At 72.5% G+C, this 20,994-nt stretch carries 20 protein-coding genes; 12 read left to right on the top strand and 8 right to left on the bottom strand.

What is annotated here, in order from left to right; all coding sequences use genetic code 11:
• Window positions 1–68: 68 nt before the first annotated feature.
• The 5 genes from BJ993_RS06465 to BJ993_RS06450 all read left to right on the top strand — a co-directional run bounded on the left by BJ993_RS06465 (window position 69) and on the right by BJ993_RS06450 (window position 6,499).
• Window positions 69–1,403 carry a DUF445 domain-containing protein gene (locus BJ993_RS06465; protein ID WP_308645500.1) on the top strand — a complete coding sequence of 445 codons (1,335 nt, stop codon included), beginning with the start codon at window positions 69–71 and terminating at the stop codon, window positions 1,401–1,403.
• A gap of 76 nt (window positions 1,404–1,479) precedes the next feature.
• Window positions 1,480–2,409, top strand: a complete 930-nt coding sequence (locus BJ993_RS25330; RefSeq protein WP_207006860.1) for an Abi-alpha family protein — start codon at window positions 1,480–1,482, stop codon at window positions 2,407–2,409.
• Window positions 2,410–2,520: 111 nt separating this feature from the next.
• Window positions 2,521–5,112, top strand: coding sequence for an ATP-dependent chaperone ClpB (gene clpB, locus BJ993_RS06455; protein WP_179648129.1), 2,592 nt, complete (start codon window positions 2,521–2,523; stop codon window positions 5,110–5,112).
• A gap of 151 nt (window positions 5,113–5,263) precedes the next feature.
• A complete protein-coding gene (locus BJ993_RS25690) occupies window positions 5,264–5,386 on the top strand; it encodes a hypothetical protein (RefSeq protein WP_257026825.1) in 123 nt (40 codons plus the stop codon).
• Between the two features lie 72 nt (window positions 5,387–5,458).
• Complete coding sequence (locus BJ993_RS06450) at window positions 5,459–6,499, top strand: hypothetical protein (protein WP_179648128.1); 1,041 nt, start codon at window positions 5,459–5,461, stop codon at window positions 6,497–6,499.
• Here the strand turns inward: BJ993_RS06450 and BJ993_RS26310 are convergent.
• A complete protein-coding gene (locus tag BJ993_RS26310; RefSeq protein WP_179648127.1) occupies window positions 6,487–9,276 on the bottom strand; it encodes a serine/threonine-protein kinase in 2,790 nt (929 codons plus the stop codon). The two genes, BJ993_RS06450 and BJ993_RS26310, sit on opposite strands and share 13 nt — an antisense overlap.
• Window positions 9,277–9,333: 57 nt before the next feature.
• Window positions 9,334–10,506 (bottom strand): pyridoxal phosphate-dependent aminotransferase, encoded by a 1,173-nt coding sequence (locus BJ993_RS06440; RefSeq protein ID WP_179648126.1) that lies wholly within the window; start codon window positions 10,504–10,506, stop codon window positions 9,334–9,336.
• Window positions 10,507–10,708: 202 nt separating this feature from the next.
• Between BJ993_RS06440 and BJ993_RS06435 the strand changes: the two genes are divergently transcribed.
• Together BJ993_RS06435 and pyrE are read left to right on the top strand one after the other, a co-directional pair.
• Window positions 10,709–12,268: a hypothetical protein gene (locus tag BJ993_RS06435; protein ID WP_179648125.1), complete on the top strand. Its 1,560-nt coding sequence runs from the start codon at window positions 10,709–10,711 to the stop codon at window positions 12,266–12,268.
• 17 nt (window positions 12,269–12,285) lie between these two features.
• The gene (pyrE, locus tag BJ993_RS06430) at window positions 12,286–12,831 is read left to right on the top strand and encodes an orotate phosphoribosyltransferase (protein WP_308645499.1); all 546 of its coding nucleotides are present in this window, start codon (window positions 12,286–12,288) and stop codon (window positions 12,829–12,831) included.
• Between the two features lie 120 nt (window positions 12,832–12,951).
• On the opposite strand, the gene BJ993_RS06425 is transcribed toward pyrE, so the two are convergent.
• Together BJ993_RS06425 and BJ993_RS06420 are read right to left on the bottom strand one after the other, a co-directional pair.
• Complete coding sequence (locus tag BJ993_RS06425; protein WP_036548716.1) at window positions 12,952–13,389, bottom strand: VOC family protein; 438 nt, start codon at window positions 13,387–13,389, stop codon at window positions 12,952–12,954.
• A 68-nt stretch (window positions 13,390–13,457) separates the two neighbouring features.
• Window positions 13,458–14,201, bottom strand: coding sequence for a DedA family protein (locus BJ993_RS06420; RefSeq protein ID WP_242530362.1), 744 nt, complete (start codon window positions 14,199–14,201; stop codon window positions 13,458–13,460).
• A gap of 85 nt (window positions 14,202–14,286) precedes the next feature.
• Between BJ993_RS06420 and BJ993_RS06415 the strand changes: the two genes are divergently transcribed.
• The gene (locus BJ993_RS06415) at window positions 14,287–14,934 is read left to right on the top strand and encodes a TrmH family RNA methyltransferase (protein ID WP_036549537.1); all 648 of its coding nucleotides are present in this window, start codon (window positions 14,287–14,289) and stop codon (window positions 14,932–14,934) included.
• The gene (locus BJ993_RS06410; protein WP_179648124.1) at window positions 14,931–16,052 is read left to right on the top strand and encodes an FUSC family protein; all 1,122 of its coding nucleotides are present in this window, start codon (window positions 14,931–14,933) and stop codon (window positions 16,050–16,052) included. The genes BJ993_RS06415 and BJ993_RS06410 overlap by 4 nt, the downstream gene beginning before the upstream one ends.
• On the opposite strand, the gene BJ993_RS06405 is transcribed toward BJ993_RS06410, so the two are convergent.
• Window positions 15,946–16,440 (bottom strand): SigE family RNA polymerase sigma factor, encoded by a 495-nt coding sequence (locus tag BJ993_RS06405; RefSeq protein ID WP_179648123.1) that lies wholly within the window; start codon window positions 16,438–16,440, stop codon window positions 15,946–15,948. The two genes, BJ993_RS06410 and BJ993_RS06405, sit on opposite strands and share 107 nt — an antisense overlap.
• Window positions 16,437–17,288 (bottom strand): hypothetical protein, encoded by an 852-nt coding sequence (locus tag BJ993_RS06400; protein ID WP_179648122.1) that lies wholly within the window; start codon window positions 17,286–17,288, stop codon window positions 16,437–16,439. The genes BJ993_RS06405 and BJ993_RS06400 overlap by 4 nt, the downstream gene beginning before the upstream one ends.
• A gap of 129 nt (window positions 17,289–17,417) precedes the next feature.
• Here BJ993_RS06400 and fbaA point away from each other — a divergent pair, with 129 nt between their 5' ends.
• The 3 genes from fbaA to BJ993_RS06385 all read left to right on the top strand — a co-directional run bounded on the left by fbaA (window position 17,418) and on the right by BJ993_RS06385 (window position 20,102).
• Window positions 17,418–18,449, top strand: coding sequence for a class II fructose-bisphosphate aldolase (gene fbaA, locus BJ993_RS06395; protein WP_179648121.1), 1,032 nt, complete (start codon window positions 17,418–17,420; stop codon window positions 18,447–18,449).
• A gap of 2 nt (window positions 18,450–18,451) precedes the next feature.
• On the top strand, window positions 18,452–19,741 hold the full coding sequence (ilvA, locus tag BJ993_RS06390) for a threonine ammonia-lyase IlvA (RefSeq protein WP_179648120.1): 1,290 nt from the start codon (window positions 18,452–18,454) through the stop codon (window positions 19,739–19,741).
• A gap of 187 nt (window positions 19,742–19,928) precedes the next feature.
• Window positions 19,929–20,102 (top strand): hypothetical protein, encoded by a 174-nt coding sequence (locus BJ993_RS06385; protein WP_179648119.1) that lies wholly within the window; start codon window positions 19,929–19,931, stop codon window positions 20,100–20,102.
• 83 nt (window positions 20,103–20,185) lie between these two features.
• Here the strand turns inward: BJ993_RS06385 and BJ993_RS06380 are convergent, their stop codons facing one another.
• Both BJ993_RS06380 and BJ993_RS06375 read right to left on the bottom strand, forming a co-directional pair.
• The gene (locus tag BJ993_RS06380) at window positions 20,186–20,464 is read right to left on the bottom strand and encodes a transcriptional regulator (protein WP_179648118.1); all 279 of its coding nucleotides are present in this window, start codon (window positions 20,462–20,464) and stop codon (window positions 20,186–20,188) included.
• Window positions 20,465–20,524: 60 nt separating this feature from the next.
• The gene (locus tag BJ993_RS06375) at window positions 20,525–20,947 is read right to left on the bottom strand and encodes a DUF3151 domain-containing protein (protein WP_179648117.1); all 423 of its coding nucleotides are present in this window, start codon (window positions 20,945–20,947) and stop codon (window positions 20,525–20,527) included.
• Between the last annotated feature and the right edge of the window lie 47 nt (window positions 20,948–20,994).

Here is a 20,994-nt window from a genome sequence, read left to right as displayed (position 1 = left end):
GCCGTCGAGACCGTTTGACGGAATGGGGCTCACCAGGCTCAGCGGGACTCGGAGGACGAGAGGTGCGCGTGGACGCAGTGCTGGACGGGCTTGCCGACTGGGCCCACCACGTCAACTGGATCTACTTCGTCTCGATCCCGATCTTCACCGGTGTCATCGGCTGGCTCATCAACTGGTCGGGCCTGTGGATGCTCTTCAAGCCGATCAACTTCCACGGCTTCCGGGTGCCCGGCCTCAGGGAGATCGCGGGCATCATGCCGCGCAAGGTCCAGGAGATCCCGGGCCTGATGGAGGGCGGCGTCGGCTGGCAGGGCATCGTCCCGGCGCGCGCCGCCAAGATGGGCAGCATCGCCGTCGACAAGGTGATCGCGAAGCTCGGCACGCCGGCGGAGTTCTACGCCCAGCTCGAGCCGGACCAGATCGCCGAGCACATCGTCAACGTGTTCCGTCCCGACCTGCCGCAGCTGGTCCACGACGTGATGATGCGCGAGCACCCGCGGCTGTGGCGGGACCTGCCGAAGCCCGTCCGCCAGGCCGTCATCGACAGGGTCCAGGCCCAGCTGCCGGGGGTGGTCAAGACGATCACCGACGAGATCGGCGTGCACATCAACCAGCTGCTCGACCCGAAGATCATGGTCATCGACCACTTCCGCAAGAACCCCGAGCTCGTCGTCCGGGTGTTCAAGGACGTCGGCCAGCGCGAGCTCAACCTGATGGTCGCCTTCGGCTTCATCTTCGGCTTCCTGCTGGGCATCCCGGTGGCGATCATCGACGTGACCTTCGAGATCTGGTGGCTGCTGCCGATCCTCGGCGTCTTCGTCGGGTGGACCACCAACCTGCTGGGCATGTGGCTGATCTTCGACCCGCCGGAGGAGAAGCGGATCCTCGGCATCAAGGTGCAGGGCCTGTTCCTGCGCCGCCAGGACGAGTGCGCCGAGGTCTACGCGCGGATCATCGCCGACGACGTCATCACGCTCGAGCGCATCGGCGACTTCCTCATGGACGGACCGCGGGGCGACCGGACCCGCCAGATGATCGCGACCGCCATGCGGCCCGCGATCGACAAGGCGGCCGGGCCGCTGCGCGGCGCGGTCAACGTCGCGATGGGCGGCCGGCGCTACGACAGCATCAAGGACTCCTTCGCGATGGAGGCGGTCGGGCGCACGATCACGCCGTTCCGCGACGCGGACTTCAGCAAGCAGCAGTCGGAGAAGATCCGGGTCCTGATCGCGCGGCGCACCAAGGAGCTCCCGCCGAAGGACTTCGTGGAGATGATGCGCTCGGCCATCAAGGAGGACGAGTGGATGCTCTACCTCCACGGCGCCGTGATGGGCGCCGCCGGCGGCTTCCTGCACGTCGGGCTGTTCGTCTGGCACTGGATCCCCGGCCTGCCGGGCCACTGATGCCGGCGGCGGGGGCAGTGTGACGAGCCAGACGCGGAGCGGACCGGCGGACCGGTCGTTGATGGAGGATGTGAGCGTGGCCAAGGACAACACCACCGACGCGGGCCTGGACGACGAGGGCCTGCCGCGGCTGCCCGCGCTGACCGGTCCCGCCGTCGCGGAGTCGCTGCCGGGCCTGGCCCGCGTGGCCGGCTCGGCGGCGCTGCACACGGCCGGTTGGGGCGTGCGCCTGACGACCCGCAACTGGATGCGCGTCGGCAAGGCGGTGACCAGTCGCGACGAGGCGGCCTCGCTCATCCGCGACGTCGGCAGCTACGTCAACGCCCTCGGCGAGGTCGCCCGCCAGGTCTCCGGCGGCGTGCCGGTGGCCACCGCGCTGACCCGGGCCGGCGAGTCGCTCGGCGGCGCCGGCTCCCGTCCGGCCGCCACGTCCTCGCCGGTCGTCGACGGCCATGTCGTCGCCAACCGTCCGCAGACCCTGCGCGAGCGCGGCAACGAGCTGCTCGAGAAGTCCCGTGACGTCTGGAGCCAGGACGACCGGCACCCCGCCTTCGACCGGATCCTCGACGAGCTCGCGCCCGACGAGGCGCGGATCCTGGTGATGCTCCTGCGCAACGGCCCGCAGCCGAGCGTCGACATCCGCACCGGCGGCCCGATCGGCATGGTGAGCAGCCAGCTCGTGGCGCCCGGGCTGAACATGGTCGGGCCCCGGGCCGGCCTGCGCTACCTGGAGCAGGTGCCGTCGTACCTGAACAACCTCTTCCGGCTCGGCCTGGTGTGGTTCTCCCGCGAGGCGGTGCACGACCACCTCGAGTACCAGGTGCTCGAGGCGCAGCCCGACGTGCTGGCCGCCCTGCACTCGGTCAAGTTCGCCAAGGTCGTCCGTCGCAGCATCCACCTGACCCCCTTCGGCGAGGAGTTCTGCAAGCTCGCGCTGGTCGACGAGGAGACGGCGTCGAGCGACGACCTGCCCGAGCACGAGGCACCGCCGGACGTCGACGCCTGATCCGAAATTCTCAAAGTTGAGTGGAACAGACTCAACTTTAGGGACGTTGGGCCTAGTGACCGGTCGGAGAAATCCGGCCACGATGGAGCCACTGACCCAAGGAGTCGCCGTATGTCCCAGTTCGGGGCCGACAAGTTCACCACGCGTGCGCGCGAGGCGATCGAGGCCGCCCAGCTCGCCGCCACCACGGCGGGCAACACCACCGTCGAGCCGGTCCACCTGCTCGTCGCCCTGCTCCTCCAGGAGGAGGGCACCGCCGCCAACCTGGTCGCCAAGGCCGGCGTCGACGTCACCGCGGTCGTCCACGCGGCGTCCGCCGCCCGCGACGCGCTGCCGCGCGCCAGCGGCGCCACGGTGCAGCAGCCCGCGGGATCCGCCGCGCTGACCCGCGTGCTCGCGTCCGCGCTCGACCTCGCCGCGTCCATGAAGGACGACTACGTCGCGACCGAGCACCTGCTCATCGCGCTGGCGACCGTCGAGTCGTCGGCCCGCCAGGTGCTGACCGACGCCGGCCTGTCCGCCGACGCCCTGCGCGACGCCCTCACCGCCGTCCGCGGCAACCGTCGCGTCACCTCGCAGGACGCCGAGTCGACGTACGAGGCGCTCGAGAAGTACTCCGTCGACCTCACCGCCGCCGCGGAGGAGGGCAAGCTCGACCCGGTGATCGGTCGCGACCAGGAGATCCGTCGCGTCATCCAGGTGCTGAGCCGGCGGACCAAGAACAACCCCGTCCTCATCGGCGAGCCCGGCGTCGGCAAGACCGCCGTCGTCGAGGGCCTCGCGCAGCGCGTCGTCGCGGGCGACGTCCCCGACAGCCTCAAGCACAAGCGCGTGCTCAGCCTCGACCTCATGGGCATGGTCGCCGGCGCGAAGTACCGCGGCGAGTTCGAGGAGCGGCTCAAGGCCGTCCTCGACGAGATCCGCCAGTCCGAGGGCCAGGTCATCACGTTCATCGACGAGCTGCACACGGTCGTCGGCGCGGGCGCCGGCGGCGACAGCCAGATGGACGCCGGCAACATGCTCAAGCCGATGCTCGCCCGCGGTGAGCTGCACATGATCGGTGCCACCACGCTCGACGAGTACCGCGAGTCGATCGAGAAGGACCCCGCGCTGGAGCGCCGCTTCCAGCAGGTCTTCGTCGGCGAGCCGTCGGTCGAGGACACCATCCAGATCCTGCGCGGCATCCAGGAGAAGTACGAGGCGCACCACGGCGTACGGATCACCGACGCCGCGCTGGTCGCCGCCGCGACCCTCTCGGACCGCTACATCACCGGCCGACAGCTGCCGGACAAGGCCATCGACCTCGTCGACGAGGCCGCGTCGCGGCTGCGGATGGAGATCGAGTCCTCCCCGGAGGAGATCGACCAGCTCCGCCGCCAGGTCGACCGGCTCAAGATGGAGGAGTTCGCGCTCGCCAAGGAGAGCGACGACGCGTCCCGCGAGCGGCTGGAGGCGCTGCGCGCCGACCTCGCCGACAAGGAGGAGGAGCTGCGCGGGCTCGAGGTCCGCTGGGAGCGCGAGAAGTCCGAGCTCGAGGGCGAGGGCGCGTTGCGCCGCCAGCTCGACCAGCTGCGGATCGAGGCCGACAAGCTGACCCGCGAAGGCAACCTCGCCGGCGCCAGCGAGATCCTCTACGGCCAGATCCCCGTGCTCGAGCAGCAGATCAAGGCCGTGGAGGCCGTCGAGGACGCCGAGACGCCGGACGAGAAGCTGGTCGGCGAGGAGGTCGGCGCCACCCAGATCGCGGAGGTCGTCGAGGCCTGGACCGGCATCCCCACCGGCCGGCTGCTGCAGGGCGAGACCGCCAAGCTGCTCGAGATGGAGCAGGTCATCGGGGCCCGCCTGATCGGGCAGCAGGAGGCCGTGCGCGCGGTGTCCGACGCCGTACGACGGGCGCGGGCCGGGATCTCCGACCCCAACCGGCCGACCGGCTCGTTCCTCTTCCTCGGCCCGACGGGTGTCGGCAAGACCGAGCTCGCCAAGTCGCTCGCCGACTTCCTCTTCGACGACGAGCGGGCGATCGTCCGCATCGACATGAGCGAGTACGCCGAGAAGCACTCCGTCGCGCGGCTCGTCGGTGCCCCTCCGGGCTATGTCGGGTACGACGAGGGCGGCCAGCTCACCGAGGCGGTCCGCCGCCGCCCGTACTCCGTCGTGCTGCTCGACGAGGTCGAGAAGGCGCACCCCGAGGTCTTCGACATCCTGCTGCAGGTGCTCGACGACGGCCGGCTGACCGACGGCCAGGGCCGCACGGTCGACTTCCGCAACACGATCCTGATCCTCACCTCCAACCTGGGCTCGCAGTTCCTGGTCGACCCGACCATGGACCCGGAGGCGCAGAAGGAGGCGGTGCTGGGCGTCGTGCGGCAGTCGTTCAAGCCCGAGTTCCTCAACCGGCTCGACGAGATCGTCACCTTCGACGCGCTGACCAGGGACGACCTGGGCCACATCGTCGAGCTGCTGCTCCGGTCCCTGGAGTCGCGGCTCGCGGCCCGGCGGATCTCGCTCGAGGTCTCGCCGGACGCACGGGCCTGGCTGGCCGACACCGGCTACGACCCGGCCTACGGCGCCCGGCCGCTGCGCCGGCTGATCCAGAACGCGATCGGTGACCCGCTCGCCCGGCTGCTGATCTCCGGCGAGGTCTCCGACGGGGGCTCCGTGAAGGTCGAGCGGGGCGAGGACGGGCTGGTGCTCGCCGGCTGAGGTGGCGGGTCGTGAGGTGCAGGAATCCCCGGTCGACCGGGGATTCCTGCACTTGTCGGCCGTTGCAACACCTGACAAGTGCATGAATTGCCTGTCCGCCCACCTGCCGTGTCGCCCCGGCGACCGGCGGCGCCGGGCCTAGCCTTTCCCCATGGCTGACCTGACCGAGCCGTGCCCGAACTGCAGCACGATGATGCGCTGGGAGACCTCCCACGAGCGGTGCGACGGATGCGGCTACATCCGCCCCTGCTGCGAGGGCGCTCCCTGCCACTGAGCTGCCCTCGAGCCGAGCCGGACCGGCCGCCCGGCGCCCCCGAGGCGTGGTGCGGTCTGGTGGAATGGGGTCATGAGCGAGAAGCAGCCCCGACCGCCCCAGGCGACCTTCGCCGGGGTGCTGATCATCGGTGGCTCGCTGCTGCTGATCGCAGCCGCGTGGCAGCGGGTCTCGACCCTGCACACGCTCGAGGCCCAGCGCAGCATCGAGACCTGGCTCTCCACCAACAACCTCGAGGGCATGACCGTCGACGGCCTGGTGACCACGTTGCGGGTGCTGTGCATCGTCGGCGGTGGCGCCGCCGCCGCGTCGACGATCCTCGGCTTCCAGGTCTTCCAGCGCTCGCTCAGCGCCCGCATCGCCCTCGCGGTGCTGGCGCCGCTTCTCTTCCTCGGTGCCCTGGCGAGCAATGTCGTCGTCGCCGCGATGGCGGTCTTCGGCATCGGCCTGCTCTGGGCCCAGCCCACCCGGGACTGGTACGCCGGGCGTCCGTGGCTGCAGCCCTACCAGAACCGCCGCGCGGCCCGGGTCGCGGCGATGCGCTCCGGCAGCCCCACCCTGCCCGGGCCACAGGCTCCTCCGGTCGCGCCGGCCGATCCGTCCCAGGGTCCGCCGCCGGCCCCGCCGGTGCCGGGCTACCGGCTCCCCGCCCACCGGCCTGACGTCGTACGACGTCCGGGGGCGCTGCTGGCCGCGTGCATCCTCACCTGGGTGCTGTCCGCGCTCACGGTCGTCCTGATGACGCTGCTGGCGCTGGTCGTCGCCGCGGAGGGTGAGGAGTTCTTCGCCGAGCTGAAGAAGCAGGAGCCCGACCTGGTCGCCTCGAGCGGCATCACCGAGCAGCAGTTCGTCGCGTCCTTCCTCGTCATCGCGGCCGGGCTCGTGCTGTGGGCGATGGCGGCGCTGGTGCTCGCCGTCCTGGCCTTCACCGGCCAGAACTGGGCGCGGATCGCGCTGGCCGTGTCCGGCGTGTGCGCCACGATGCTCACCCTGGTGATGACGCTCAGCGGTCCGCCCCTGGTGGTCGTCGCGGGCGTGCTCGGCGTCGGCACGTGGCTGCTGCTGCGGCCCGAGGTCGTGAGCTGGTACCGGCTGAGGCGTCACGGTCGGTAGTAGTCGTAGGGACCGTTGCCGTCGGCGTAGGAGTAGCACTCGGCGTGTCCCTCGTAGGCAATGAGCGACGCCGGCACCTCGTACCTCACCAGGTCTGCGCAGTCCCAGCTCTCCTGCGTGCCGAGGATCTCCCGCCACGTGCCGCCGACCTTCGCCCAGAGGGCCGCGTAACCGCCGCAGGCGCCGACACCTCCGCGGGCGAACCCGCGTGCGTCGTACAACGAGACGTTGACCCAGGTCGAGGACTCGTCGCAGTCGCTGGTGGTGAACCCGCCCCGACGCGCCTGCCGGTACTGGGTGCGGGCGAGCTTGCCGATGAAGGACTGGAAGTCGCGGGGGAGGGTGGCCAGGGCTGAGGTGTCTCCGGTGCCGTCGACGAGAGCACCGACGCCGTCGTCGCCCGCGAGCTCAGTGGGTGTCGCCGCCGCTGGCGCAGCGACAGCAACTCCTTCCTTGACCTGAGGAGTGAACAGACGCGTGGCGTCGTCGGCGATCTCCGTGCTGCCGTCGGCGTCGACCAGGGTCAGGAGCGCGACCTCCGCGGCCAGGTCGGTGGCGGTCACGCGGGCCAGCTCGAGACGGTTGCCCGACGGGAGCGTGCGCGCGGTGAGGAGTGGCCGGTCGTCCTCAGGGACCCAGGTCGTTCCGTCAAGGCGCCAGATCTGCTGCGGCACCCCCGGTCGCGAGCCGCCGTTGAAGTCGCAGAGTCCGCTGTTGCCGCTGGCGTGCAGCACGCCGGAGCCGTCGAACCACAGGTCGGTGACGACCTGGTACTCCTGCTCGTCGTGGTCGTCGGGCGCCAAGGCGACCATGGCGCTCGCATCCGTCTCCACCTGACGTCCGGGATCGGCGGGGTCCACCAGGAAGATCGTGTTGCCGTAGACACAGGCGCCGCCGCTCCCGCTGTTCATGACGGCTGCCCGGGTCCCGCCGTACGCCGATCGGGTGCTGAGCACCGGAGTCGTTCCCCAGAGGGAGACCGAGCGCAGGCTGCCGGCAACGGGCTCGACAGCGCCACTCTCAGTGATGTGATGGGCGACTGCGGGAGGTCCACCGCGGTAGCCCTCGCCCTCGCGCCCCTCGTCGAAGCCGAAAGCGAGGACGTCGTCACCCGTGGCCAGGACGTCATTCCAGACGACCTGCCCGGGCGCGTCGGCCAGCACGGTGCGGTCCGCGAGATCGGGGAGTCCGAAGGTGACGAGCTGTGCACCGTCGATGGCGACCACGCGGCCGTCGTCCCAGATGGTCGCCTCCGTGCACCCGTTCGGTGCGACGCAACGGGACCGGTCGGCGCCGCCATCCCGCGTATCGACGAGGACCACGTCCCCACCGGAGGTCGTGACCAGGAAGCGCCCGTCGCCGCTCCAGGCTGGTGCTGTCGCATCGGGGAACCTGCCGACCTCGTCCTCGCCCTTCATCACGACCAGGCTCGTGTCTGCTGTCAGGTAGGCGAAGACGTCACCGACCGCGACCGGCGGCGGGGCGGCCGCCGGCTCGTCGTCGTCGAGGAGGACGACCGTCGCGGCGCCCGCACCGATCGTGGCCACCGCCGCCGCGGCGGCGATCGCGGCCTTGACCCCGCCGGCGCTCGCCGCGATGCCGCCGCCCGTCCCCGCGACACCGCTCCCGCCGGCGCCGGCCGCGGCGGCGCCGCCGAGGGTCCCGGCGGCCCCGGCACCGCTCCCGGCGAGGCCACCCGCGGCACCACCGCCGGCGAGACCGCCCGCGGCTCCTCCTCCGGCGAGCCCGCCCGCGGCTCCTCCTCCGGCGAAGCCGCCGCCGGCCAGCCCGCCGGCCGCGCCACCACCCGCGAACCCTGCGGCGCCGAGCGCTGCGGCGGCGAGTGGCCCGGCCATCGGGGCGGCGCCGAGGATGCCGACGCCGGCGTGCGGCAGCAGGGCCAGGGTCGCGCCGACGAGCGCACCGACCGAGGCGGTCGCGCCAGCCACCGCGGTACCGGTGGCCCAGTCGGGACCGAACGCGGCCGTCGCCGCGAGGTCCAGGCTGGCCAGGAAGGCCGGGGTGTTCTGGTGGCGCCAGACCGGGTCCTTGGCGAGGTCCTGCGCGCACAGCACGGCCAGGTGCTCGTGCACCCCGGCGTGCAGGGCACGCAGGTCCGGCACGGGGGCCTGCACGTGCAGGAGTGCGGTCGCGACGGGGTTCGGGCCGACGTACGGCGGACGGCCCGCGAGCAGCTCGAAGAGGGTGGCCGCGACGGCGTACAGGTCCGAGCGCAGGTCGATGTGCTGGCCCAGCACCACCTCGGGCGCCAGGTAGGCGGGCGTGCCGATCCACGTGTCCGGCCCGCCGAGGACCCGCGGCGGACCGGCGATGCCGAAGTCGATGAGCCGGGAGCTGCCGGAGCGGTCGAGCAGGATGTTCTCGGGCTTGAGGTCGGCGTGGACCAGGCCGGCGGCGTGGACGGCGGCGAGCCCGCGCAGCGCCCCGCTGAGGACCGACAGCGCCTGCGGCCCGGTCAGCGGACCCTGCCGGTCGAGCACCTGCCGCAGCGAGGCGCCCTCGACGTAGTCGGTGACGATCGCCGCGAGCCCCGGCTGGTCGATGACGTCGCGCACCCGGACGACGTGCGGGCTGGCCACGGACAGCAGGGCGGCGACCTCCTGGCGGAACATCGCCCGCCGGTCGTCGTGGTCGGGCCAGTCGAGGACCTTGACCGCGACCTGTTCACCCGTGGCGGGGTCGGTCGCGAGGTAGACCGTCCCGAAGCCGCCGGCCCCGAGGGTCGCCGTGAGGGTGTACCTGCCGACCTGCTGCACCGCTGCCGCCTTCCACCCGAGAGGTCTCCGTCGTGTGCTTCCCCGCAGCGGGGTGGTTCAGGCCGTGAGGTCGGCGGCTGCGAGCCGGCGTACCGCCTCGTCGATCACCTCGGGGCGCTTGCAGAACGCCCAGCGCACCAGGTGCCGCCCCGCGCCGGGACCGTCCGGGTCGTCGTAGAAGACCTCCGACGGGATCGCGACCACCCCCGCCCGCTCAGGCAGTGCCCGGCAGAAGTCGCCCCCGCTGCGCCAACCGAGCGCGCTGACGTCGGTGGTCGCGAAGTACGTCCCCTCCGGCGTGTACGACGTCAGGCCGGCCTCGCGCAGCCCGCCGACCAGCTGGTCGCGCCGGTCGCGCAGGTCGGCCGCGAGCCGGACGGGGAACTCGTGCTGCTCGTCCAGCGCGGCGGCCACCGCGGGCTGCAGCGGGGCGCCGGAGGTGAAGGTCAGCCACTGCTTCGCGGCGGTCACGGCGCCGACCAGCTCGGCCGGCCCGGTCGCCCAGCCCACCTTCCAGCCGGTGACCGAGAACGACTTCCCCGCGCTCGACAGCGTGAGCGTCCGCTCAGCCATGCCCGGCAGGGTCGAGATCGGCACGTGGCGGTGGTCGTCGAAGGTGAGGTGCTCGTAGACCTCGTCGGTCACCACGAGCACGTCGTGCTGCTGCGCGACCCGCGCGACCGCGGCCAGCTCGTCGGCGTCGAGCACGCGGCCGGTCGGGTTGTGCGGGGTGTTGAGCAGGATCAGCTTGGTCCGCGGTCCCACGGCGGCCTCGAGCTCGGCGGGGTCGAGGCGGAAGTCGGGCGCGCGGAGGGTCACCGGGCGTCGTACCCCGCCGGCGAAGTCGATCATGGCGGTGTAGGAGTCGTAGTACGGCTCGAGGACGACGACCTCGTCGCCGGGGTCGACCAGGCCGAGCAGCGCTCCCGCGATCGCCTCGGTGCAGCCGGTGGTCACCACGACCTGCCGGTCGGGGTCGAGCTCGATGCCGTAGTTGCGCTGCTGGTGGCGAGCGATGGCCTGCCGGAGGACCGGGACGCCGATGCCCGGGGCGTACTGGTTGGCGCCGCCGTGCAGGGCCGCGGATGCGGCGTCGAGCAGCGCCGGCGGGCCGTCGGTGTCGGGGAAGCCCTGGCCGAGGTTGACGGACCCGGTGCGGACCGCGAGGGCGGACATCTCGGCGAAGATCGTCTCGCCCATGCCGGCGACGCGACGGGCTGCGGGAGGCACGGGTCCGACCCTAGTGCCCGGTTGCCCCGATTTCGCCGCGACCGGCAGCGATGTCCGGAACAATGGCCGGGTGAGAGGGAGGCTCGGGACGGCGCTGACGGCGCTGACGGTGGCGTGTGCCGCGACGCTGGCTGCAGTCGGGGCCACGGTCGGGGCCGCGGTTCCTGTCGCGGCCTCGGCAACGGGGTCGATCGTCGGGAGCGTGAGCGTTCCGAGCGGCTACGACGTGCGTGCAGTGCGGGTGATCGTCCGCTCCGCCACCGATCCGGCGCTCGTCGCCACCGACGAAGCCGACGCAGACGGGTCCTTCGAGGTCGACGGCCTGGCCGCGGGCGACTACTCGATCGTGTTCGGCACCTACTTCGCCGGCATGGTCTGCAACGGGTCCAACTGGCCCTCCGGGGCTGGCGACGAGCCGGTCGACGAGTGCACCGTCGGTGAGCTCCACGACGGGGGAACGGTCAGCGTCGTCGGCGGCCAGACCACGACCGCGGCCCCGCGGGCACTCCTGGGCGACCTCGCCCTGTATCCCTTCCAGGGCCGTGTCGCTGCGCCCGCCGGACACACCACCGCCGGGGTCGTGGCTGAGCTCTGGGCCTACGACGGGGGCGACTGGGGCATTCCCCAGGGCTGGTCCCGGCTCACCTCGGTGCCCGTGCAGGTCCTCGACGCCGACGGCGTGTTCCGCTTCGACCTGATCGCGCCACCGTGGCTCCACCAGTACGCCGTGCGGTTCGTCGACGCTCCGGGCAACGGCTACGCGCTCTCGTTCGACAACATGCGGTCCTGGGGCGCGGAGCTGCGCCCAGGAGCGATCGGGGTGCTGGCCTTCGAGCTCGGGAGCCAGGGCGCGGACGTCGGCACCCACACCTTCGGGTTCGCCGTCGACCGGGTCGGTGGTGGCGTGAGCATCAGCGGTCCTGCCGTCTGGGGTGGGACGCTCACCGCGCACTCCGACGTGGTGTGGTCGGACCCGTCCGCCGGCACCGACTTCCAGTGGTACGTCGACGGCGTCCCCATCGAGGGGGCGACCGGCGCGACGTACACCATCGAGACCTGGCCCGTCGTCGCCAGCCATGCCTACTCGGTCCGGGCGGTTCCCGGCCCCGGTTCGGTGTACGACGGCACGCCGGTCGAGAGCGCCAGCGTCTGGAGCCACGCGGGCACGCCGATCCCCGTGGGGGCGCCGGTGGTGACCGGCACGGCGACCGTCGGCCGCACGCTGGCGGCCACGGCGGGAGCGTGGTCGCCGTCCCTCGTCTACGCCCACACCTACCAGTGGACCCGCTCCGGCCAGGACATCGTGGGCGCCACGTCCCCGACCTACGTCGTACGACCCGCCGACGTCGGCCACCGGCTGAGGGTGGTCGTCGGCGCCGCCTTCGTCTACGACTGCGCCGACTGTCCGCAGCCGTTCACCGGACCCGGCTCCTCGGCGTCCCCGGCCACGGCGGTCGTTGCGCCGGGGACCATCGTGAGCTCCTGGATCGCGCGCTGGCCGGTGCGGCTCGAGCCCTCGACGCCCCGCGTGCGTCGCTGGATCGGCGTCAGCGCGCCCCGCTACTCCGCTGCCGGGACGGCCCACCACCTGCGCGCCGCCTATCGCTGGTACGTCGGCGGGCGGGTCGTCGCCGGCGCGACAGGGAGGCGGTTGTTCCTGAAGCGGGCCTGGCGCGGCCGGAGCGTCGCCGTACGGGTGACGATCAGCGCGGCGGGCTACCGGCCGACCTACCGGACGACCTCGTTCGGGCGGATCCGGTAGCCACTAGCCTGAGGGCCGTGACGACCACGGACACCGCCCTCGCCGCCGACATCGACGCCACCTGCCGCCTGACGGGCGAGTTCACGCTCCGCTCGGGCCAGGTCAGCAACGAGTACTTCGACAAGTACCTCTTCGAGGCCGACCCGCAGCTGCTCGCCCGGGTGGCCCGCGAGGTCGCCCAGCTGCTGCCCGGCGACGCCGAGCTGCTCGGGGGCCTGGAGATGGGCGGCATCCCGATCGCGACGGCCGTCAGCCAGCTGGTCGGCATCCCGGTCGTCTTCGTGCGCAAGAAGGCCAAGGAGTACGGCACCGCCAAGCTCGCCGAGGGCCCGGCCTTCGACGGCAGGAGGATCGTGCTGATCGAGGACGTCATCACCACCGGCGGCGCGGTGCGCGACGCGACGAACGCGCTGCGCTCCGCCGGCGCGATCGTCGAGACCGTCGTGTGCGCCATCGACCGCAGCCCGGCGGGGGAGAACCCGCTCGCCGACGTGGAGCTCGAGGTCCGCGCGGTGCTGACCAAGGCCGAGCTCGACGCGGCGCGGGCGGCTGCCCAGGCCTGACGAGGTCACACGAAGCACACCTGTCACACCGGGAGGGCAATGCCTGCACTTGTCAGGCGTTGCAACCCCTGACAAGTGCATGAATCCCCGGTCGACCGGGGATTCATGCAGCCCCTCAGCTCACCCCGCCTGAGCCCCGCCGATGTTGACCAGCCAGTCGACGCCGTACTTGTCCCTCAGCATGCCGAAGCTGTCGCCCCACGCCGCCTGCTCGAGCGGCTGCATGACGGTGGCGCCGTCGGAGAGGCCCTCCCACCAGCTGCGGAGGGTGTCGCCGTCCTCGGCCGGGCCGCTGATGCTGACCTGCTGGGTCTGCGGCTCGCCGGGCACGTGCTTGGGGTGGTCGGCGCCCATGAGGAGCACGGAGTCGGAAACGGACAGGGCCGCGTGCATGACCCAGTCGCTCTCGCCCTCGGCCGCGGCGACCTCCGCCGCGGTGCCGCCCATGTCGGCGAAGGTCATCACGTTGAGCTCGCCGCCGAGGACGGACTGGTAGAACTCCATCGCCTCGCGGGCCTGGCCGCGCCAGTTGATGTAGGGGTTGAGGTTGATCGCCACGGTGCGCTCCTGGTCGGTCGGGGTGGAAGGTGCTTGCCGAACCTAGTGACCCCCGCCGACAGCAGGACTCATCGCTCCTCGACGACCGTCCCCTCCGCGGGCTGGGCGAGCGCCTTGCGGCGCTTCGCGGCGGGCCGCTTGTGCCGCCACCACTCCCACGCGAGGGGGATGGCGGAGAAGGCGAGGATGGCGAGCGTGACGTAGTCGATGTTCTCGCCGAGCGCGGGGATCGCGGCTCCGAGGAAGTAGCCGAGCAGCGTGATCGAGACGACCCACAGGACGGCACCGACGGCGCTCCACAGGAAGAAGCGGCGTCGCTCCATCATCGTGACGCCGGCGACGACGGTGATGTAGGTCCGCACGAAGGGCACGAACCGGCCGATCACGAGCGCCTTGTTGCCGTGCTTGTCGAAGAACGCACTGGTGTTGTCGAAGTACTTCTTCTTCAGCACCCGGCCCTCGCGCTCGTAGAGCGGCGGACCGAGCTTGCGCCCGATCTCGTAGCCGGCGACATTGCCTGCGAACGCCGCGACGATGAGCAGCGCGATCGCGATGCAGAGCTCGACGGGCTCGTTGGAGATGCCGATGACGGAGTAGCCGGTCGTGTTGCTCCCCGCGATGAACAGGCCCAGCGCGAACAGCAGCGTGTCGCCCGGCAGGAAGGGGAAGAAGAGGCCGCACTCCACGAACACGATCGCCAGGGCGATCCAGATGAACGTGTTGCCGTATTCGTGCTGCAACCACTCCGGATCGAGCCACTTGATGCCCAGCAGCATCGGCACGACGAGCGGGGTCGCGACCAGCGAGTTCACGCGGCAACGCTACCTGTCGGTACCCAGCAATGTGCTCGATAGGGTCGATCCCGTGGACGAGGAGCAACGGGCGCCGTACGACCCGATGCCCCACGGGCAGCCCGAGGTGGGCGTCGGCCCCTGGCCGGGACCGTGGCCGGAGGGCCCCGGCAGCGAGGTGTACGACGAGCAGCTGCTCCGTGAGGGCGACCGGCGCAATGTCGTCGACCGCTACCGGTACTGGTCGATGGAGGCCATCGTCGCCGACCTCGACACCCGGCGCCACGGCTTCCACGTGGCGATCGAGAACTGGCAGCACGACTTCAACATCGGCACGATCGTCCGCTCGGCGAACGCCTTCCTCGCGGCCGAGGTCCACATCGTCGGCAACCGCCGCTGGAACCGGCGCGGGGCGATGGTGACCGACCGCTACCAGCACGTCCGGCACCACCCGACCGTCGACGAGCTGCACGCCTATCTCGCCGAGCGGCAGGTGCCGCTGCTCGGCATCGACAACCTTCCCGGGTCCGCCCACCTGGAGACGATGGAGATCCCCGAGCGGGTCTGCTTCCTCTTCGGGCAGGAGGGTCCGGGGCTCTCCGAGGCGGCGCACGCGGCCTGCGACGGCACCTTCTCGATCGCCCAGTTCGGGTCGACCCGCTCGATCAACGCCTCGGCGGCCGCGGCGATCGCGATGCACTCGTGGGTGCGCCAGCACGCCGACCTGACCAGTGACGAGGCGTGGCGGGGATGACGGCTGTCGCCCGGGCTCGCCACCTCGGCGGCCAGCTGGTCGACGAGCTGCGCCACGTCGGCCCACCGCCCGTCACCCGGTGGGCGGCGATCCGAGCCGGCGGCACCCTGCTCGTCGCGCTGCTCGTCCTCCACGCCGCCGACGCGATGGACCTGGGCGCCGCGGCCACCTTCGGCGCCTTCGCGGCGATCTACGGCGGCGCCGTCCCCCACCGCCGGCGCTGGCGCCAACAGGTCGCGCTCGCCGGGCTGCTCACCGGTGCCGTCGCCAGCGGCACCCTCGTCGCCACCGGCGAGGACCGCGCCTGGTGGGCGGTGCTGGCGGCGGCGGTGTGGTCGGGGATCGGTGCCGCCGCGTCGGACCGTTGGCGGTGGCGACCGCCGGGACCGGTCTTCCTCGTCTTCGCCGCGGCCACCTGCGCGTCGGTCCCGATCGAGCCGCACCGGGTCCCGCTCGCGATCGGCACCTGCCTGGCCACCGCTGCCTTCGCCGTCGGGCTCGCGGTCGTCGAGACCGCCGTGGAGGTACGCCGCGGCGACGTGCCGGACCACCCGCCGCCGCTGCCTCCGCTTCCGGCCGGCCGGCAGCGGCTGCACGCGATCCGCTGCGTGGTGGTCGTGCTCCTGTCCGGCGGGCTGATGACCGCGACGGGCATCGCCCACCCGTACTGGGCGATGGTGGCGTCCGTCGTACCGCTCGCGGCGACGACGCTGCGCCAGCAGGTCGCCCGTGGCGTGCACCGCGTCGTCGGCACCCTGCTCGGACTGGTGCTCGCCGGTCTCCTGCTGGTGCTGCCGCTGTCCGCGGTCGCCACGATCCTCGTGGTCGCCGTGCTGCAGGCCGGCACCGAGCTGGTCGTGACCCGGCACTACGGGCTCGCGCTGGTCCTCATCACCCCGCTCGCCCTGCTCGTCACCGACCTCGCCCACCCGGAGCCGCTCGGCGAGCTGCTCGGGTCGCGCTTCGTCGAGACGCTCGCCGGCGCCTCCGTCGGCCTGGCCGCGGCCTGGCTCACGCGTCGGCGGCCGCCATCGCCTCCCGCAACGCGCCGAGCCCACGCGAGGTGTGGCTCTTCACGGTCCCCTCCGAGATGCCGAGCTCGGCCGCCGTCTCCGTGACCGACAGCCCCAGCCAGTGACGCAGCAGCACCGTCGCCCGCTGCTGGGCGGGCAGCTGCTGGAGCGCCGCGACGAGCGAGCCGCGATCCTCGACGCCCACGCCCGCCGGTGCCGCGAGGTCCGGCAGGCGGTCGGTCGGGACCTCGCGGCGGGCCGGGCGGCGGGAGGCGTCGATCGCCACGTTCAGCAGGACCTTGCGGGCGTAGGCGTCCTCGGTGCCGTGCCGGGTGATCCGCGGCCACGCGACGTACAGCTTGACCAGCGCGGTCTGGGTGAGGTCGTCGGCCTGGTGCCAGTCGCCGCACATGCCGTAGGCGATCCGCCGCAGCTGGTCGCGGCGACTGGTCGCGAACTCGACGTACGCCGCCTCGCGCTCCGCGCGCCTCACCGCAGTCCCTCGCTGCCGCCCTGCTCGTTGGTGGCGTACTGGTCGCGGGCGTAGGAGAGGAAGGCGGCGAGCGTCGTGATCCTCGTGTCCTTGCGGTAGGGGATCGCCTCCGTCGCACCGTCCGGCGCCTTGCGGATCGCGAGGAAGTAGGTCAGGCCGTCACGAACGACCTCGGCCACCGCCGTCGGCTCCCCGGGTCCGGCGAAGTTCTCCCCGAGGCCGGGGTCGGAGACCTGCTCGACGACCCGGACCCCGGGCAGCCCGCGGACCCGCCAGCGCTCGTCGAGGCGGACCCAGGCGCGGTCGGCGGAGCCGTCGTCCTCACGGCGCGTGAGCTGCTGCTCGGCCCACTCGCGCAGGCTCAGGCCCTGGGCGGGGAGCCGGGTCCAGCCCACGCTGCTGTCGGCCGTCGCGGCGTAGGCGTAGTACTCCGAGCCGTCGATGGAGTAGTGGAGGATCTCGGCCTCGGCGCCCGTGCTCGCGGTGAAGTGCCCCCGCTCGATCACGTCGGCGCCCTCGGGCGCATCGACCACGCCGTCCATGCCGATGCTCAGGGGCACCTGGTCCTCGCCGGCGGACGTCCCGGTGTCGCTGGTCACCGTCGCCGACGGGCTCCCCGTCGGCCCGTCGGCGGTGTGGCCGTCGCGGCCGCGGGAGGTGCCGCCGCTGTCGAAGGCGAGCGCCGCGGTGCCGCCCACGACCACCGCCACGGCGAGGCCGGCGGCGCCCACGGCGAGCCGGCGGCGTCGTACCGCGCGGCGGCCGGAGGCGAGCGTGCCGGCGACGTCGAAGGTGGGGTCGGGGGCACGGCCGAGCTCGGCGTCGAGCCGTTCGATGAGGTCCTGCATCGGGTCGCCTCCGGGTGCGTCTGGGTCGATGGTCCGTCATCGGGGGATACGCCGCCCACCACCGAACGGTTGTCACGGTAGGTTGAGAAAAGTCGACCCGCACCCGCACTGCCGCAGGAGCCCACCAGCATGCCCATCGCCACTCCCGAGAAGTACGCCGAGATGCTCGACGCCGCCAAGGCCGGCGCCTTCGCCTTCCCCGCGATCAACGTCTCCTCGTCCCAGACGCTCAACGCGGCCCTCAAGGGCTTCGCGGACGCCGGGGCCGACGGCATCATCCAGATCTCGACCGGTGGTGCGGAGTACCTCTCCGGCCCGACCGTGAAGGACATGGTCACTGGCTCCGTCGCGTTCGCCGCGTACGCCGCCGAGGTCGCCAAGAGCTACCCCGTCAACATCGCGCTGCACACCGACCACTGCCCGAAGGACAAGCTCGACGGCTTCGTCCGCCCGCTGCTCGACATCTCCGCCGAGCGCGTCGCGCGCGGCGAGGCGCCGCTGTTCCAGTCGCACATGTGGGACGGCTCCGCCGTACCGCTCGACGAGAACCTGCAGATCGCCGAGGAGCTGCTCGCGAAGGCCGCCGCTGCCCGGATCATCCTCGAGATCGAGGTCGGCGTCGTCGGCGGCGAGGAGGACGGTGTCGACGGTGGCATGGGCGAGCACCTCTACACGACCCCCGAGGACGCCCTGGCGACGGTGCGCGCGCTCGGCGTCGGCGAGAACGGCCGCTACCTCACCGCGCTGACCTTCGGCAACGTCCACGGCGTCTACAAGCCGGGCAACGTCAAGCTGCGCCCGGAGATCCTGCGCGACGCGCAGGCGGCGGTCGTCAAGGAGCTCGGCCTGCCCGAGGGCTCGAAGCCGTTCGACCTGGTCTTCCACGGTGGCTCCGGCTCGACGGCCGAGGAGATCGGTGCGGCGGTCGACTACGGCGTGGTGAAGATGAACGTCGACACCGACACCCAGTACGCCTTCACCCGCCCGGTGGCGGCCCACATGTTCAGCAACTACGACGGCGTCCTCAAGGTCGACGGCGAGGTCGGCAACAAGAAGGCCTACGACCCCCGTGCCTGGGGCAAGGCGGCCGAGGCGGGCATGGCCGCGCGCGTCGTCGAGGCGTGCGAGAACCTCCGCTCGGCCGGGAAGACCGTCGGCTGACGGTGGCTGAAGCGTCCCTCCCCACCACCGCGGACGTCGACCGCGCGGCCGGGCTGCTGGCGTCGGTGGTGCCGCCGACCCCGCTGCAGCGCGCCGACCGGCTCTCGGCCCTGACCGGGCTGGACGTCTGGCTCAAGCGTGAGGACCTCACGCCGGTCCGCTCCTACAAGGCCCGCGGCGCCTACACCGTGCTCGCCGGGCTGACCGACGAGGAGCGGGCCCGCGGCGTGACCTGCGCGAGCGCAGGCAACCACGCCCAGGGCGTCGCCTTCGCCTGCGCCCGCGCGGGCGTGCACGCGACGATCTTCCTGCCGCGCACGACGCCGCGCCAGAAGCGCGACCGGGTGGCGGCCCTCGGTGGTGAGCAGGTCGAGGTGGTCATCGCCGGCGAGGCGTACGACGACGCGGCCGTCGCCGCCGCCGACTTCGCCGCCGCCTCCGGCGCGACCGTGATCCCGGCGTTCGACCACCCCGGGATCATCGCCGGCCAGGGGACGGTGGCCGCCGAGATCCTCGCCCAGTCCGCTGCGCTCGGCTGGCAGCCCGACGCCCTCGTCCTGCCGGTCGGTGGCGCGGGCCTGATCGCCGGCTGCCTGACCGTCCTCGCGGAGCGGGTGCCGGGCGTCAAGGTCATCGCGGCCGAGCCGTCCGGCGCCGCCTCCCTCGCCGCCGCCCTGGCCGCCGGAGGGCCCGTCGAGCTCGAGTCCGTGGACCCGTTCGTCGACGGTGCCGCCGTACGACGGGTGGGGGACCTGACCTACGAGGCCGTCTCCGGCGCCCGCTCGTCCGTCGACCTGTCGCTCGCGGCGGTCCCCGAGGGCCTGATCTGCGTCGAGATGCTCGCGCTCTACCAGGTCGACGGCATCATCGCGGAGCCCGCCGGAGCGCTCGCCGCGTCCGCGCTGCGCCTCGACGAGACGCGGGCCGGCCTCGAGCCCGGCAGCAAGGTCGTCGCGGTCGTCTCCGGCGGCAACAACGACGTCTCGCGCTACGCCGACATCGTCGAGCGGGCGCTGGTCCACGAGGGCCTCAAGCACTACTTCCTGATCGAGTTCCCGCAGGAGCCGGGCGCGCTGCGTCGCTTCCTCGACGACGTGCTCGGCCCGGACGACGACATCACGCTCTTCGAGTACACCAAGCGCAACAACCGGGAGACCGGGCCCGCGCTGGTCGGCCTCGAGATGCAGCACCGCGACGACCTCGCCGGACTGCTGGAGCGGATGGAGGCCTCGCGGCTGCGGGTCCAGAAGGTGCCGCCGGACAGCCCGCTGTTCGGGTTCATCCTCGACTGATCGGCTCCGGCTCCTGCTCCGGTGGGTCATGCCCGGACCCGCCGACCGGCAGATCGGCAGGCCGACCGGCCGACAGACCGGCCGTGACCGGTTCCGAGAACGCGTCCCGGGAGATTCCTCCGAAATCGCGTGATGAACGCGCCCCGGTCCCGTCCGGTGGTGTGTACGTCTCGGACAAGGAGATCCCATGCGGACCACCCCACTGACCCACAAGCACCGCGCCACCGAGCCCGTCCCGGTGGGCGAACGGCCCGATGCCACCCGCGCCCACCGCGCCGCGCGGACCAACGACCTGCCCATCGCCGCGATCCTCGGCATCATCCTGGTGCTGCTGGCGGTGTACTTCACCGTGCGGGGCTGACGTGCGCCTCTGGCTGACCTCGCTGGCCGCCGTGGTCGACGCCCTGGTGGTCGACCCGCTGCGGCGGTCGCGCCGACGCTGACTCAGCGGCCCCGGGGCCACCACCAGCGCCGCGGTCGCTCGTGCTCGGGCGCGAGCGCGTCCCGCGGCTCGACCAGCCGGCCGCGCTGCACCCGGCCGACGATCCGGTAGCGGGTCGCCGGGTCGAGCTCGCGCGCCTGCTCCCACATCGGCTCGGCGCCGGGCTCCCGGGTCGGCCGGACCAGCCCCGCCCGCTCGAGGCGGCGCAGGTGCGTGCGGACCGACGACGGCACGATCCCAGCCTCGTCGGACAGCTGGGCGACCGTCTTGGGTGGGTCCACCGCGAGGTAGACCCACCACACCCGGGGACCCAGACGAGGCAGGTCCCCGGGCATCGGGAGTCAGCCCAGGAGCTCGTCGTACGCCGTCGGGCTGGAGTCGCGCAGGAACGCGGAGCAGCGCTCCCACTCGTCGGTCTCGCCGATCGCGCGCGCCGCGAGGGCGAGCAGGGCGAGGGCACGCAGGAAGCCGCGGTTGGGCTCGTGCTCCCACGGCACGGGACCGTTGCCCTTCCAGCCGTTGCGGCGCAGCAGGTCCAGCGAGCGGTGGTAGCCGACGCGGGAGTAGGCGTAGACGGTCACGTCGTCGGCGCCCTGGTCGCGGGCCTGCTCGGCGAGGGTCGCCCAGGCGACGGGCGAGGACGGGAGGCGGCGTACGACGGCAGCGGGCGTCTCCCCGGCCGCGAGCAGCTCGGCGGCGGGGTCGACGGGCAGGTGGGTGGGCGGGGGGCCGGCCATGAGGTCGGCGCCGGGCGTGATGCTCATGGAGCCATTGTGTCCCCCGGGGAAGACGATGTCGGCGCGCGGGTGTT

The organism is Nocardioides aromaticivorans (assembly GCF_013408525.1).
GTDB classification, from domain to species: Bacteria; Actinomycetota; Actinomycetes; order Propionibacteriales; family Nocardioidaceae; genus Nocardioides; species Nocardioides aromaticivorans.
Note: the sequence above shows the minus strand (reverse complement) of the source record. Positions and strands in the feature narration are given on the sequence as shown.